This is a genomic window from Zarconia sp. (assembly GCF_057467645.1).
Genome location: NZ_JBRJXU010000046.1, coordinates 1 through 16,577 on the forward strand (window position 1 = coordinate 1; position 16,577 = coordinate 16,577).

The 16,577-nt window shown below is 53.8% G+C and carries 6 protein-coding genes; 2 read left to right on the forward strand and 4 right to left on the reverse strand.

Features of this window, described 5'->3' with window-relative positions:
- Positions 1-641: 641 nt before the first annotated feature.
- The 3 genes from AC2215_RS06420 to AC2215_RS06430 form a co-directional block, all read right to left on the reverse strand.
- Positions 642-6,527 (reverse strand): PAS domain S-box protein, encoded by a 5,886-nt coding sequence (locus AC2215_RS06420; protein ID WP_486809138.1) that lies wholly within the window; start codon positions 6,525-6,527, stop codon positions 642-644.
- A 188-nt stretch (positions 6,528-6,715) separates the two neighbouring features.
- Complete coding sequence (locus tag AC2215_RS06425; RefSeq protein ID WP_486809139.1) at positions 6,716-6,874, reverse strand: hypothetical protein; 159 nt, start codon at positions 6,872-6,874, stop codon at positions 6,716-6,718.
- A gap of 140 nt (positions 6,875-7,014) precedes the next feature.
- Complete coding sequence (locus AC2215_RS06430) at positions 7,015-8,409, reverse strand: TIGR04283 family arsenosugar biosynthesis glycosyltransferase (RefSeq protein WP_486809140.1); 1,395 nt, start codon at positions 8,407-8,409, stop codon at positions 7,015-7,017.
- 321 nt (positions 8,410-8,730) lie between these two features.
- Here AC2215_RS06430 and AC2215_RS06435 point away from each other — a divergent pair, with 321 nt between their 5' ends.
- Together AC2215_RS06435 and AC2215_RS06440 are read left to right on the forward strand one after the other, a co-directional pair.
- On the forward strand, positions 8,731-10,779 hold the full coding sequence (locus tag AC2215_RS06435) for a hypothetical protein (protein WP_486809141.1): 2,049 nt from the start codon (positions 8,731-8,733) through the stop codon (positions 10,777-10,779).
- Positions 10,780-10,948: 169 nt separating this feature from the next.
- Complete coding sequence (locus AC2215_RS06440; protein ID WP_486809142.1) at positions 10,949-12,697, forward strand: DUF3685 domain-containing protein; 1,749 nt, start codon at positions 10,949-10,951, stop codon at positions 12,695-12,697.
- 7 nt (positions 12,698-12,704) lie between these two features.
- Here AC2215_RS06440 and AC2215_RS06445 read toward each other — a convergent pair whose 3' ends face one another.
- Positions 12,705-15,926, reverse strand: coding sequence for a GDSL-type esterase/lipase family protein (locus AC2215_RS06445; protein WP_486809143.1), 3,222 nt, complete (start codon positions 15,924-15,926; stop codon positions 12,705-12,707).
- Positions 15,927-16,577: the final 651 nt, after the last annotated feature.

Here is a 16,577-nt window from a genome sequence, read left to right on the forward strand (position 1 = left end):
CCCCTCAGCGCTTTACTAACATAACACGACCTCACCCATCTGCGTCAACCCTTTTGGCAAAAAAAAATTGACAATCTCTGAATCTCCCTCTGCTCAAGGGTTTCAAACTCGACTATTCCCGGCAGAACCGGCTGTTGTTTACTGGAGTTTAGACAAATCGATGAGTGGGGCACTCCGAATCCTGCCGGGTCATTGAGGTAGGGTTGAGCATGGGCATCTGGTGGGAAGATTAGGAATTAATCGCTCACTCGTGTCTTAGAGCGGGGTCACGAGTCGCTCTTTTTCACTGTGGGAAATCGTGGACGAGGGGTTCGGACTCGACCGGTGGACCACCCCAGAGACTTTCCTCGGAGTTTGGGAACTATGGCCGGTTTGCCAATGTGGACTAAAATCGAAGCGAAAGCATTGGCTACCCGTCCGGGAGTTTGATGAGTTAAAGTGACCTATAGAGCTTTAACTGGGACAAAGCCGGCTTTCCCGAGCTGTTTCTTCTTGCTCCGTCTTATACGCTGAGGTTTCCTCAGCGCGGGCGGTGCGCTTTCGACCGACAATTACCCACACCCCATACCCTACACCCCACCCTCGCCGGTAACAGTCTTATCCCGAACTGACGTTTCAATAGGGTGGGTCATCAACTCGATTCATGTAGCCTGGATCGTTTGCGATCCGGTGTTTTTCACTTCGATCGATTCCTCTCGAATCCCTTGGAGCGCCCTTTGAGTCGTGGCATACTCCGCGATAATTTTTTTCAAGAAGTCCGGTGCGCGATCGAAGTCATCTTTGCGACCGAGTGCTTCCAACTGACCGCACAGCGCAGCCATTTCCTGGGCTCCCAACGTGGCACTGGTGGATTTTAGAGTGTGAGCGGCCATGTGCAAAGCCATCATATCCCGTTGTTCGATGGCTGCTTCGAGATTTTGAATGAGTTGAGGACTTTCTTGGAGATAGCTGTCGAGCACCTCAATAAAGGTTTCTACATCTTCTTTCCCAATGAGCGATTGCAACGCATCCAAAGCTTCTCGATCGAGAATTTCATCGGGGGAAATCAATGAAGAAGCCTCTGAAGATTCCCGTTCTTCGACATCGCGACCTTCGATCGTTTCCTTTGTGCTCTCTTCGGCTTCGTTTTCAGAAGGGTGCAACTCCAATGGGGTCAGCATTTTATTCTCTTTCTGCGGAGCCTGGGAGAGTGGAGAGTTGTCACATTGAGTGCCACATTGAGAAAGAGCTAACGCCAGTTTCTCCGCCCGAATGGGTTTGCTAATATAATCATCCATGCCAGCGGCCAGACACACCTCCCGATCGCCTTGCATGGCATTGGCTGTCATGGCGATAATTCGGATTCGACGCTCGGTTGGGTAGGTAACAAAGTCCGCCGATCGAATTTGCCGAGTCGTCTCCAACCCATCCAATTCCGGCATCTGTACGTCCATGAGAACCACATCGTAGGCTTGTCGCTGCAACGCTTCGAGGACTTCCAACCCGTTAGCGGCAATATCGGCGCGATAGCCCAACCGCTCGAGCATCCGCAACGCAACCTTCTGATTGATGGCATTATCCTCCGCCAGTAAAATCCGTAGAGGGGGTAAAGGAACGGCAGCCTGAATCGCTTGGGGTTGTGGAGAACGGGCGATCTCGACGGAGGGTCGATCGGTCAAAATGCTCACCACCACGTTATAAAACTGAGACTGCTTGATCGGCTTGTTCAAAAACGCGGCAAATTTGACATCGCTCTCGTCTCGATCGATTTCCGGACGACCGATGGAGGTAAACATCACCAGGGGAAAATCTTTCATCCCCGGCAATTTGCGAATTTCCGCAGCCAAAGTCAGCCCGTCCATGTGGGGCATTTGCATATCCAACACGATTAGATCGAACGATTGCCCTTGGCGCAACCAAGTCAACGCTTCCATCCCCGACTCGGCCGCTTGGGTCTCCATCCCCCAACACTGAGCTTGTTTGCTCAAAATTTGCCGATTGGTGGCATTATCATCGACAATCAACAATCGCTTACCTTCGAGGTGGGGTTGAGGGCGAGTGTCATCGATCGCCGCCACCCCCGGTCTCGTGCGCACCACGATCGTAAACCAGAAAGTCGAACCTCGTCCCACCTGACTTTCCACCCACATCTGGCCGCCCATCATCCGGGATAACTTCTCGCTAATGGCTAATCCCAGACCCGTCCCGCCGTATTGGCGCGTGGTCGAAGCATCCACCTGGCTGAAGGGTTTGAACAGGCGATCGAGTCGGTCGGGGGGAATCCCGATGCCGGTATCGCGGACGGCAAACTGCATTTTATACTTGCGTTCTCCCAAAAGCCCGTGAGAACTTTTACCAGATATGGGTGAAGATAACGGCGTAGAGTTGACAGAAACCACCACCTCTCCGGTTTCGGTAAACTTAATGGCATTACCGATTAAATTCACCAAAATCTGACGCAATCGCGTCACATCGCCGATGATGAAATTTGGGGTTTGCGGTTCCGCCGCGTAGGCCAACTCCAGCTCTTTTTGCGCCGCTTTGGGGGCGAGTAAATCTAGGGCCCCCTCAATGCAATCGCGCAACTCAAAAGGATGCTCTTCCAAATCCAGCTTCCCGGACTCGATCTTCGAGAAATCCAAAATATCGTTGACGATCGCCAGCAGAGCATCCCCACTGGTGCGGATCGTTTCCACAAAATCCTGCTGGGCCGGGGCTAAGGATGTATCGAGCAACAAACCCGTCATGCCGATGACCGCATTCATCGGTGTGCGAATTTCGTGGCTCATGGTCGCGAGAAAATCGCTTTTGGCTCGGTTGGCCGACTCGGCGGCTTTGCGCGATTGCTTCAGGGCCAGGTTTTGCTGGGCGAGCTGTTCCCCTTGCTGCCGGGCCCGATCCAACAATCGCGCCTGAGTGAGGGCCAGGGCCATTTGGTCCGCCACCGATTCGAGTAAATCGATTTCCTCCTTCGTCCATTCCCGCATTCGATCGCACTGGTGGAGGGCGATCGCTCCATTGGGTTCTCCCTTATAAGAGGTGCGCACCACCAGCAGAGATTTCAAGCTAATTTGCCGGCACCAGTCCGAGGCTTCCTCCAGCAACGGCTCGGTGTAAACATTCGGAGAGGCGATCGCGCTATCTTGAGACAGCAGCCGCTCCATATGGGCGTTCCCCTGCAAAGGAATCGCCAGGGTGCCGATGGATTCGTATCCCACATCGAGATACTCCGCCACCACCGGGACCGCCGGTTCTGGAATTTCGGTGTAGGTATGGATGGTGCAGCGATTCACCCCCAACGCCGTCCCAATCTGAGTCGCCGTGGTTTGGAAGATTTCTTGAGCGTCTAACTTCGATCGAATCTCTTGGGTAATCTTTTTGAGCAACATCGCCCGCTGCAACTGATGCTGAAGGGCGCTTTGGGCGGAGTGACGCTCGATTTCACCCCCCACCCACTGGGCCATGAGTTTGAGTAACTCCTTATGAGCCTCTCGAAACGGCGTCGGCTGCGCCGTGCGACTGGCAAAGCTAATGGTACCGTACGCCTGAGAGTCAGCAACCAGTGCCACGCCAATATAGGCTTCGAGTTGGCGCGTTTTGCAGGCGGGATGGTCCCGGTAATCGGACACCGACGCAAACTCAAAACACACCAACTCCTCGATCTCTTTACCCAGTAGGAGGGAATCGAAAGTTTGCTCGACGTTAAACGCATCCCCTTTCACCGGTTTGGGAAAGGCATCCTCGGGAACTCGGGCGGCGATAATTTCGTAGCGATTGCCGCTAAATCGCCCCACCATGCCAATTTCTAGCCCCAGCCGCTCGCATCCCATTTCCAGGATGCGAGCCAAACGACCGTCAAAATCGAGGTTCTGAGATGCTGTCACCCCATAGAGGGCGCGAATGGTAGCTTCGCTCTCCAGCAGCCGGTGTTCGGCTTTTTTACGTTCGAGAATCTCCACCTGGGCTTGTTCGTAGAGTTCCGATTGCCCGATGGCGATCGCCAGTTGCCCGCCGAGTTGTTCGAGTAACTCGATTTCCGAATCGAGCCACTGACGGGGACTGCGACAGTGATGGGCGATCGCCAATCCCCACAAAATCGGCTCCCGTTCCCCCTCTGGGGATGGGTTCGACTCGATCGGGTCGATGGCGGTAGCCGTAGAACTCGGTTGCAGTAGAATCGGCACCACCAAACTCCCTCGCACCTCGTACTGGCGGAGTAAATCCAGATAGGGGGAATCGAGAGCGTCGGTTTGCAGGTCGTCGATGGCAATCGCCCGGCCCTGACGGAACCGATTCAACGGGTCGACCCCGAAGCTGGTTTGGGGAATGCGGATGCCAAGCATCTGCGGTAGAGAGGTTTCCACCGATTCGACGACGATGTAGCTGTTGCCGCTAGCCCCAAACCGATAGATAGCCGTGCGATCGGTTTGTAAAAACTGTCGGACTTCGGTCACGGTGGCATTGAGCACCGCTTCCAAATCCAGGGACGCGCGAATGCGCTGGGTAATCGCCCCTAAGAGCTTTTCCCGGCGAAACTGCTGTTCGAGGGCCTCCTGGGTGAGTTTGCGTTCGGTAATATCGTGGGCCACCGAATACACCAACTGCCGGTTGGGGTAGGGAATAGAGTTCCACAATAACCATCGATACTGACCGTCTCGGGTACGGTAGCGATTCTCGAATCCCACCGAATCCAATCCCCCGGCAAGCCGTTCCAACTCCGCCAAAGTGCGCGCGCGATCTTCAGGGTGAACGAAGTCGATCGCCGGTTGTTGCTGAAGTTCGTCTTCGGTATAACCCAAAATGCGAGTCCAGGCGGGATTCAGGCGGCGGAAGTAGCCATCCATGCCGGAGATACACAGCATATCCACCGACAGGGTAAAGAAGCGATCTCGCTCTTCTCGGGCTTGCTGCCGTTCGGTAATGTCGTGGTTGATGACCAGGATGCCGGCAATGCGACCGCTTTCATCGAGTAACGGCATCAGCACCAAATCGCAAATACACTCGGTATTATCTCGACGCTTCAGGGAAACCCGATCGGCCCACCGACCTTGGGAAATGGCACGATCGAGAATTTGTCGGGCAATAGCGGTCGGACTTTCGAGGCACTCGGTTCGATCGTTGGAGATTCTCGGTTGCAGTAGATCCCAATGGCAACCGGAGACCTCTTCTTCGGTATAGCCGAACATTTTTTCGGCGGCGGGATTCCAGTCGAGAATCCGACCGTCTAAATCCGTGACCACGATCCCTTCGTAGATATTTTCAAAGGTCAGGGCCTGCCGGCGCAGTTCCTGTTCGGCATTTTTGCGATCGCGAATGTCCCGCGCAAAGGCACAATTGTAGGTTTTCCCGCCAAATTCGAGGTAGTTAAAGGCGATTTCGACCGGGATCGTCTCGCCGCGGGCCCCTTGGTAATCGGATTCTAAGGTTAGGGAACCAGCCGTTTTCAAGTTCTGCCACAGTTCGGGCCAGGAGGTTTGGGTAATGTGGGGATCGAGGTCGAAGACCGTCATCTCCATTAAGGCGGCGCGATCGTAGCCCAGAAGCTTCCCGGCGGCGTCGTTGGCATAGGTCAGCCGACCGACTCGATCGACCCAGAAAATGGCATCTGCCGCCCGATCGACGGTAAATTGGGTCAGTTGCAGGGAGGCTTCGATCCGCTGGCGTTCCTCAATTTCTCCACTCAGAGCCCGGTTGGCCCTCACCAGTTCGGCGGTGCGGGTTTCCACGCGCGCTTCCAGATCGTCGTAAGCCTGACGCAGAGACGCTTCTGCCTGTTTGCGGGCGGTGATATCTTCCACGAGGGAAATCGCCCCGACGGTTTTTCCCTCGCCGTCTACCAAGGGCGTGTTGTACCAATTACAAAAGAGACTGGTGCCATCGCTGGTGCAGTTCTCCTGAGTACTGCGCTCGCCACCGGCGCGCTCGGTTAAATGTTGCCAAACCCCCTCCATGGCAGTTTTAGAAGCCTCCGGGACCACCAGTTCCATCGCGCGACGACCGATGGCCGCTTCGCGAGCATAGCCGAAAATGCGCGTTGCGGCCGGGTTCCAATCCACCACCCGAAACTCCAAATCCCATTCAATGGCCGCCAGGGGAGTTTGCTGCACCAAGAGGGCGAGCTTTTGCTGGGATTCGAGCAGCGTCGTTTCTGAGGCGCGCCGTTCGCTGACTTCCCGTTGCAGGGCTTTGTTCATCACCTCCAGTTGAATCGAACTCGGGAGGGTCATCAGTTTGGGAAGCGATCGCCACAGTCCGAAAGTGGTCCCCACCGCAACGATCGCGCTCAGGGCTTTGGAGAAGGACCAAAGTTCTCCGATGGGATGCCACAGATGCCACGCAGCGAGCAGGTGAGTCGCACCTCCCAAACAGAGGGTCGTACCGGCAAGAACCAGTAATGGGTTTTGGGAAAAATCTTGTCTCCCTCGGGCGATATAGATTAACATCAACCCAATTCCTAAAAAAGAAAGGGCGACGATCGCATCGAGTAGAGCGTGAAGCCAGAGAAACTCTAAGGGTGAAGAAAAGCCGCCTTCTAGAAGGGCAGACATGACCTCGATTGCTAATGGCACGAGTTTTAAAAATCCGAATTTGAGCAGGGATCGTAGGGTTCCCACCACACCGGTTGGCTAGAGATCGGAGGATGGGATTTGAGAAATCCAGGTCTGGGAAATGGGGGTTTTTGGGCGTTCAATTTCGAGCGCAATGGCGTTTGGGTTGGAACTCGAACCCCATGAGTTTACGGTAGACCGCGATCGGTGAGTTGGCTGCTAACGATCGAAACGACCCGTCTGCAAATGGACTGTAACCGGTCCCGTGCGGGTTCGATCGCGACAGCGAAGTATCGTTCCGTTCGAGATCGATCGTCATCGCACCCCAGCATCTCTCCATCACTCAAGACTGGATCTCGATCGCAGCGTCGAACTTGGATGTTGACATTGACCGAGAGCCGATCGCCTGCGGGAAACCTCCGAGACGAGGGATTTTTCCTCCCTCGAGTTGGGGCGTTCCGAACGCTTCAACCCCCGACCACCCCCATTATGGCTCATCCTTGCCCGTAGATTTTTCCTCAATGGCGGGTCGAACGACCGATCGCGCGGGGAGACCCCAATACCAACGGGCGAGTAATTCGGGGGGACAACCCAACAGATAGGCAAGGGCGATCGCCTGATTGATCGCGGTGGTGCGCCAAACCCCCAGCTTTTGCCAGCGACGACCGGAAACCGAAACCGCTGCGGGTACGATGGCAATCCGACCGCGGCCCTTGAGACGACGGACGAACTCGAAATCTTCCATCAGGGGTAGTTCCGGGAATCTCCCCAACTTATTGAAGGTGGCCGCTGCCAGAAAAAGACCTTGGTCGCCGTAGGGCATTTGCCAGTGGCGCGATCGCCAGTTGGCCGTCCGGGCGATGGTTTTCAGTCCTCTGAGATCCCCTTCAATACTCAATTCAAAGGCGCCGGCGAGGGTTTGGGGGTTGACGAGATACTGCCGCACCAGCCGATCGAATCCAGGGGGTAATTGGGTATCTCCGTGGAGAAAGAGTAAAATTTCCCCAGTGGCCACTTCGGCCCCGGCATTCATTTGCATGGCTCGACCGCGGGGTGCGCGTACCAGCTGCGCGCCAGCATTGAGAGCGATCGCTTCGCTGCCATCTCGGCTACCCCCATCGACGACGATCGCTTCGAGATTTCGGGCGGTTTGCAGTTGAGCCAGGGTGCGTTGGAGGCGGGGGGCTTCGTTGAGTACCGGCACGATCGCGGAAATTTTTTGGGTGCGATCGCGCTCGTCGAGGACTGTTTCCCACAAGTGCAAGTCATCGGGGCGATCGATATCGTCTTGGGTTTGAAGGTAAGCCACAGACAAATCCAAAGACTCGGCAATGCGAACGGTTTGCGCCAACGTGCGATCGGTGCCCCAATCGATGTCGGCAAAAAGTTCCGGGACGAATCGGCGCAAACCGATCAGGTAATAACCACCATCGACAGCCGGTCCCAGGACGAGATCGCAGTTTTGGAGAGCCTCAAACGCCTTTTCGATCGTTGCCGTCTCGATACCCGGACAATCGATACCGATCGCGATCGCCCCTTGAATCGAGCGATCGAATGCTGACTTAAACGCGCCAGAAAGTCGATGGCCCAAATCGCCACTTCCTTGGGAAAAATAGCTCAAGTCCCGACCCAACCAACGCTGCATCTGCCGTCGAGACCCTCCGGTAAATCGCACCTCCACCGAAACAGTCTCTTTTTGTCGCAAAGGAACGAGACGAGCGAGGGTATGCTCGGTCATCTGACGTTGGAGTTCGGCCGCACCGCCCGCACCTAAAGCCGGAATTAAGCGGGTTTTGGTTTTTCCGGGTTGAGGATAGCGGGTAAAGACGATCGCCCGTTGGTGCGGGGCGTGAATTTTTGGATGTGCAAGGGTTTGGGTCATAACAACTCATGCTGAGTCAAACTGGAGATCGGGAGTGCGACAATCGTACCGTCGAGTCTTCCTGACCGTTCACCATTCGATCGCCCGATCGGTGGGAAAACTGGTCAAACGCTACCGAGAGTTTTACAATTCTTGTAAAGAATTCGTTAAACTCGCTTTAAAAAAGTCATACCTGTTTTTAGGCTTTCCGATACGATCGAGGGTGTCTATCCGATCGATAATAACCCTCGAGAGGGATATCCTCAGTTAGCCATCTCATACCGGTAACCCCGAGATCCCCAGACCTCAGCTTCAACTGCTCGTTTTAACATCTCGCCAATTATGCAACCGCCAGATTTGGATACGATGAATCCTCCCTCAGCATTGCCTGAGAGTCAGCAGTCCGTTCCCCAGAATTACACTTGGCTGAAGTGGTCGCTCCTGTGTCTGGTGGGACTGGTTATCTTTGGTGGTACGGCAGTGGGCGCGTTCGTATGGTTAGTGGCCACGCCTCCCGCCCCCCAATGTCAAGAAAACGCAAATTTAACCACCGCTCGAGAGCGATTGTCCTGCGCTCAGCGGGCAGCGGCTTCGGGAGACCCCGATCGGGTCGTGGAAGCTATCGAATTAATCGCCAATTGGTCTCCAACCCATCCCCTGTATTCTGAAAGTCAGGCACTATCGGCCCGATGGTCGCAAGTGTTGCTCGATCGCGCCCGACGGCAGTTTCGAGATAACGATTTCGACGGGGCGGTGGCGCTGCTGGAGAAAGTTCCCCCTAGTAGCCCTAAATACGAAGATGCTCAGGGGTCGCTTTCCTACTGGAAGGAGCGGTGGAATCTCGGTCAGAAGCTTTACGATGAAGCCCAAGAAGCCCTCAAAGTTCAAGATTGGACGCTGGCTTACCGCCGAGTCAAAGAAATGTCAGACTTGGAGAACCAATACTGGAGCATCGAGCGCGCCGAGGCGCTCAATATCCAAGTGGCCCAAGAAAAGCAGGCGTGGCGACAGTTGAAGGTTGCCCGCAGCAAAATTCGTTGGGAACGGGTGTGGGAATACCAAGAAGCCATCGAACTGGCCGGTCAGGTTCCCGATGGCTTCCAGACGAAGAAGGTGGCTCGCAAACAAATCGACGAGTGGAGTCAAACCATGCTCGCTCGAGCAACCGAAGCCAAACTCGAGCAAGATCTCCCGACAACCCTGGAGTGGGTCGAAGCGATTCCCCAGCAGGGTCAGGCTTATCGAGAAGGACAAAAGTTGATTCAACTCGCTCGCGCCCAGCAGGTGGTGGAAAATGCGTCGAGTTTAGAAACGCCCCTTTCGGAGCGAATGCTGGCGTTGCTCGAAGCCCAAGGCATCGCCCGCCAATTGAATAAAGACCATCCCCTCCACGAAGATGCCAAGGCTCGGGTGGGTCAGTGGCAAACCTACCTCCAAGATCTCGGACAGCTCCAAATCGCCAATTCCCTCGCCAGCGTGGGACAAAGTCCGATGTTACGCTTAGCCATCGACCAAGCCCAAGCCGTAACCCCCGATCGCCCCGGTCGCATTTACGCTCAAACCCTGGTGGCGAATTGGCGCAAGCGGGTGGGTCGCATGACGGACGCACCGGCCTTAAATCGCGCCCGGAAACTCGCTGAGTTGGGAACCCTCGAAGGATATCGAGCGGCAATGGAGCAGGCGAGCGCGATCGCGATGGGACGACCCCTGCGCAACGAAGCTCAAACCGTCGTCGCCTACAGCCGAGGTCGGATTCAAACCTTAGAAGACCAACCGATTCTCGATGAAGCGGTGGCATTGGCCGAGGATGGAAACCTGGAGGGGGCCATCGAACGCGCCAGTCAAATTGCTTCCGGTCGCGCTCTTTACAACGAAGCCCAAGACTCGATTTGGAGCTGGCAAGCCCAAATTCTGCTGGCGCGCGATCGGCCGATTCTCGATGAAGCGATCGCTCTGGCTGCTGACGGTCGATATCTCGATGCCATCCAAACCGCTTCGGTCATTGAAGGGAACAGTCCTCTCTACGGTGAAGCCCTCAGCGAGATTGCCGGTTGGGTTGCCGCTCGCAACCGCACGGTCAGACCGGCAGCGGTACCGGCTCTGGCGACCGCCCCCTCACCCAAACCCGCACCGGCTCCTAGCGAAGCAATCGAGACTTACGTGGCACCACCGGAACCGGTCTACGAACCGGAACCGTACTACGAGCCGGAACCGGTCTACGAACCGGAACCGTACTACGAACCGGAACCGGTTTACAAAGAACCCATTGCCGCACCGGAACCGTACTACGAACCGGAGCCGTATTACGAACCGGAACCGGTTTACAAAGAACCCATTGCCCCTGCCGCTCCGGTGAGTCCGTTTCCCAAGAAACCCTTATTGAAAAATTAGGGGTCTCGATCGCCGCGCCAGACCGATAACACCATGGGTCTGGCGTGGGAGAAGCTAAAATTTTCAAGGGAGAATATGGGGACTCGCAAATTTCAACTCTAAAATTTCTCGAAGGGGAACGAGATGGGAAAGTGTGAGGAACGAACGTTGGAGTCTGAATTGCTCAATTGTGAAATCTAATGTCGTCAAATTCTTATCGATCGACGAAGATGCGATCTTTTGCCTGGGATTGCGCTCGTGGATCGACTCTTCCGAGAACTTAGAATTAGTCGCTCAAGCCACGGACGCATCGGAAGCTTGGGATATCTTAGCATCGGAGTCCCAAGCCGCGTCGTTGAATTTGGTGGTGTTGGAGTTAGAGAACTCCCAACCGTCGATGGCCGGGTCGAACCCGATTCCCCTCTACGCTCAAATACAAGCTCGATACCCCAATTTACCCCTGTTTTTACTCACCGCCAGTCAAGATCCGGAAGCACTGGCGACTGCAAGAGAAGCGGGAGTCCGAGGCTACTGTCGTAAAGGCACTCCTTTATCTCAAGTGGCCGTTGCCCTGTGGGAAGTGGGAACCGGTCGCATCTACTGGCAGCAGTTTCTCGAGGAAGAGAACGCACTGCCAATATCGGCACCGGTGGTGCGCCGCAAACCCTCGAAACCGACGATTTTCCAAGCATGGCGCCGCTCGGGCTTGCGATACATCACGACGGATTTACAGCGGGTTGGACGGCAGTTAGAACGCTCGAACTTATCGACTCTCGATCGCGCGATTCTTCAGGGACGACGGCGAGAACTGGCTTTCGCGCGCTGGACTCTCAAACAACTCTTACCCCTTCCTCCCAGAGAACCCCTCACTCCGAGTCTCCCCGAGAATTTTGCCAACGCCGATCGGGTCGCCAGCGATTCGATCGAGCCAATTATCGCCTTGCGATCGGACGCCTCTGAAGAAATCGAACTGCAAGTGTTGCAATCGCTGTTATTCGATGCCACCATTGCCAAGTTGCAGTCGAATTTGCCCAATTTAACGGATGAAACCCTAGAAATTGATATTTTTAAGTCAGAGAAGAAAAGAGAGCTATTATATTCGATTCTACGCCAGTTTCAGGCATTGTTAGCAGAGCTTCAGTTCTCCAATATTCAGCCTCAGCAAATCGCACAAAAAAAATCACAAATTTTGCTCGATCTGTGGCAAGAAACCATCGCCAGTTTTTTTGGCAAATATTCCACCGTATCGATCGATAATCGACAGGTTGAAATCGTCGATATTCTCCTACAAGATGCGGAAGTGGTTCGAGTTTCGATCTTAGAAAAAATTCCGCTGGTTGAATATTTTTTAGAACATGTTTTATTTGATATTCCCCTGCCCATCGATGGTCAACTCAGCACTACGGGCAGCTTGGAAGCCATGCAGCGCTCGGAGCAACTGCTGCATAATTTACTCATCCAAATGGCGAATGCCGTAGCTCAGCCCTTGCTCAATCATTTTGCCGATGTCGAAGTCATCAAGCAAAACTTTTACGATCGCTGCTTGCTCTCCACCCGAGAAATCGAACGATTTCGCAACGACTTATCCTGGAAGTACCGGCTGCAACAGTACGTTCAAGAACCATTAGCCATTTACGAAAGTCGTTATGCTTTACTCATTTTAGACGATCGCGGCATTCGCAAGCGCGCCATTTACTTCCCCAGACGAGCCGAACTCGATCGCCTTTCCGGTATTCAACAAACGGTGACGTTGGTGTTAGAAGGTCGAGATGCGATCGCCCCCCGATTGCGATCGGTAACCACCTTTGTCGGTAGCAGCTTCGTCTACGTTCTCACCCAAATTATCGGGCGGGGACTGGGCTTAATCGCGCGGGGCGTCCTCGATGGAATGGGAACGGTTCGACAGGCAAACCGTTCCCGACGCGATCGAGTTCAGTAATCGAAGGTTACACGATCGACAGATCGTTCGCACTTAACGTCGGCGCACCGGCAAGGGTGGCAATTTCCGTCGCTTCCAAAGCGCCCGTACCATCGCCATCGAAGCGCAGAACTCCCGTTGCCGTATCGTAGAGGAAGTGAGCGCTCGCGCTTAGGGCCGCCGGAGCCACACCGCTCGCAAATACCCCCGTGACTGCATCCGTCAGACTCAGAGCAACCCCAGCCACGAAGCCACTGCCAAAGCCAGAGGCAGAAATTTCGATGGTGTCGCCTTCGTTGGGGTCGAAGTCCGTTAGCAGGTCGCTGCCTTCCGTCGGCGCGCTGTAGGCGAAGCGATCGGCACCGCCACCACCAGTTATTGTATCGTTGCCCGCTCCTCCTTCGAGGAGATTTGCGTTGGCATTACCGGCGATAATGTCATCGTACCCAGACCCGATCGCATCATCAACGTTGCTCAAATCCGTGCGATCGCCCGTTTGCTCCAACACCGCATCGTACCAGAATTGAGCGATTTTCTCGTAACCCCCAGCCGTCGGATGCAAGCCGTTGTCATCGGGAGGAGCGGAGATATCGTTCCCCGTCAAACCGTTCGGACCGCTTACGGTATCGACAAAGCTAACGTTGGCACTTTCGGGCTTACTCTGGACAACCCCCGAGATCCGAGAATTGTAATCGAGAACGTTAGGCATCCGATCCTCGAAATAAATACTCTCTTCGTGAATCGGCGGAATCGTCGAGACCAATAACTCGCCATCAAATTCCGGTTGCGCCACGATGTCATCGATCAGACCGCTCAAGCGGTCTGCGATCGTCGCTCCGGGGGCAGATGCATCGTTCGTCCCCGCCGCGAGCAACACCACATCCGGTTCTTCTGCCGAAATCCAGTTGTCAACCCCATTATTGAGCTGATTAATCGTCCAACCCGAGTGCCCTTCATGGTCTTTATCCGGTAAGTTGCTGGTTCCGTTCGACTCAGAACCGACAAAATCGATCGCCAATCCCAATTCTTGGAAGTGGTTCCACAAAAAGCCACGATATCCTTCTCGTTCGGCTTCCGGAATCGTGTTATCAATTTTGCCTTGGGTAATCGAATCCCCCAAAGGCATAATCCGGATGGGCGTATCGTAGTTGGAAATAAAGCCAGTGCCTTGCTCTAAGTTGACCAAAACCCCTTTACCAGCCTGGGCGTAACTGAAACTAGCGGTGGGGGGTGCGATCTCTTCTTCAACCGGGATGAATTCGAGATAATCCACTCGCGCCACTTCCCCGACATTGAGGATTCCCTCAAGTTCGATGGCATCTCCGGTATTGACCGTGACTCCCGTCGAGAGAGTGCGCAACACGAAATTCTCAGCACTGGCACGCGACGTTCCCAGTTGTTGGTCGAAAGTCCAGCTATCGAGGGTATTGCCGCCGATGCTCACCGTCATTGCGGACTCACCATCGTTTTCGTCGTGATAGCCGATAACTACCTCGTAGGTGCCAGAAGGACCCGTAAAATCGATGCTGGCCGTGCCGATGTCACCATCGTTGGGAATCCGAATTAGCGAACCTCCCGAGGCAAAGGATTGGGATTCGATGTCGTAACCCGACAGGTTCATGGTTTCGGCTTCGATGCGGATGGGGTTCTCAGACACAGGAGGAGGAGAAGCCACATCTAACTCGAAAGTGTCCAAAACACCACTGGCAACAAAATTGCCACTGACATCGCTGATTTGATTGTTCCTGATGGCAATCGAATAAGTGCCATCATCTCCATCTTGCCAACCGCCCTCGGGTGCCTCGACTTCATACGTCACCGTCGTTTGTCCGTTGCTGGTAGCGGCGCCCACAAACTTGGCTCGTTCCTTGAATCCATTGCTGCCGGAGACGCGCACGTCGCGATTATCGAAGGTGGAATTATTGAAGCCGATGTTATCGGTGTAGGTAATGTCGAAGCTGTAACTGTCGCTGCTGCCGGAGGTGGGGGCAAAATCCGTGGCGCTGGCGGTGGCGGTGGGGGCAGTAGTATCTGGGGTATCTTCTACAGGAACGAACTGGAGATAATCCACTCGTGCCATCTCCCCGCCATCGAGGGTTGCTTCAATTTCGATGGTATCTCCCGCATTGACTGTGACTTCCGTGGAGAGGGTACGCAATACGAAATTCTTCCGTTGGGGCTGCCTGGGTCCGAGTTGCTGGTCTAAAGTCCAGCTATCGAGGGTGTTGCCACCGATACTCACGGACATTTGCGATTCACCATCGCTTTCATCGTGATAGCCGATTACCACTTCGTAGGTTCCAGAAGCGCCGGTAAAATCGATACTGGCCGTACCGGTATCGCTATTGTTGCGAAGCCGAATGAGAGACCCTTCCGAGGCGAAAGCGCGAGTCCGACTCTCAACCCGGAAACCGGATAGGTTCATGGTTTCGGCTTCGATGCGAATGGGTTGAGCCGATTGAGGAGAAGCCACATCGACATCAAACGTATCTAAAACACCACTGGCGACGGAATTACCGCTGGTATCGCTCACTTGGTTTGCTTCTACCGCAATGGAATACGTTCCATCATTTCCCTCTTGCCAACCGCCCTCGGGTGCCTCGATTTCATACGTCACCGTCGTTTGTCCGTTGCTGGTGGTGGCGCTGACGAAATTTGCCTGTTCGTCGAATCCATTGCTGCCGGTGACCCGCACGTCGCGATCGTCGAGGGTGGCTTCGTCAATGGCTTCGTTATCGGTATAGGTAATGTTGAAGCTGTAAGGGTTGCTGCTGCCGGAGGTGGGGGCGAAGTCCGCGACACTAGCGCTGGCGGTGGGGACGGTGGTATCCGGGGTGGGTTCTTCGATCGGGATGAATTCGAGATAATCCACTCGCGCCACTTCCCCGACATTGAGGATTCCCTCGAGTTCGATGGCATCTCCGGTATTGACCGTGACTCCCGTCGAGAGAGTGCGCAACACGAAATTCTCAGCATTGGCGCGCGACGTTCCCAGTTGTTGGTCGAAAGTCCAGCTATCGAGGGTATTACCACCGATGCTCACCGTCATTGGGGACTCACCATCGTTTTCGTCGTGATAGCCGATAACTACCTCATAGGTGCCAGAAGGACCCGTAAAATCAATGCTGGCCGTGCCGATATCACCATCGTTGGGAATCCGAATTAGCGAACCTCCCGAGGCAAAGGATTGGGATTCGATGTCGTAACCCGACAGGTTCATGGTTTCGGCTTCGATACGGATGGGTGTCATAATCGCTCCTTGGGTAATCAATCGTTTCGCAGATGTTCAATCCTTCAGGAAAGGCTTTTTAAAACGAGATAAATTGAATAAGAATGAAGTTGATACCAGTTCAAAACTAAATGCGAACTTAAAATTTTTAGCTTGAGAGCGCTGCGCTCTCTTGTTTAGCTTTATATTGAATTCTGTAATTTCGAGGATGGCGCAAGTAATATAACAAGAGTGTTTGTGATTTAGTTTTATTTTGGTTTAACTTTTTGATTTTTTTATTTTTCTGTTATTAAAGCAAACAAATGATAAAGATTTTTTTTTACGATTCTGTATTTATTTCGATTAATTTTTGAAATAAATATAAGGATACGTAAAAATACTTAATTGAATAATAGAGCGTTCCCGTATTCTTACGGTGTTCTTTGAAAACCCTTGTTAATTCGCGATTTTGGTGGTGACGATCGCTATACTTTACGATAGGGATCCACACAACTTACCCCAACAAAATCAAGGTATAGAAGCTCGATTTAGCTCTAGATCGAGTTGTCTATCCTGTTAAAAATATTGAGTGCTTGGAAATCCTAGCGAGCGACTGAATTGAGCCAATCGCTCCAGATGAAAAGTCTAGCAATTTGTTAGGAAAATATCGATCGAGTCGTGCGCTCGACATAT

What these genes read in the sequence shown, in the direction of transcription:
- AC2215_RS06420 (WP_486809138.1), bottom strand. Translation starts at nt 6,527, where the DNA reads ATGTCTGCCCTTCTAGAAGGCGGCTTTTCTTCACCCTTAGAGTTTCTC.
- AC2215_RS06430 (WP_486809140.1), bottom strand. Translation starts at nt 8,409, where the DNA reads ATGACCCAAACCCTTGCACATCCAAAAATTCACGCCCCGCACCAACGG.
- AC2215_RS06445 (WP_486809143.1), bottom strand. Translation starts at nt 15,926, where the DNA reads ATGACACCCATCCGTATCGAAGCCGAAACCATGAACCTGTCGGGTTAC.
- AC2215_RS06435 (WP_486809141.1), top strand. Translation starts at nt 8,731, where the DNA reads ATGCAACCGCCAGATTTGGATACGATGAATCCTCCCTCAGCATTGCCT.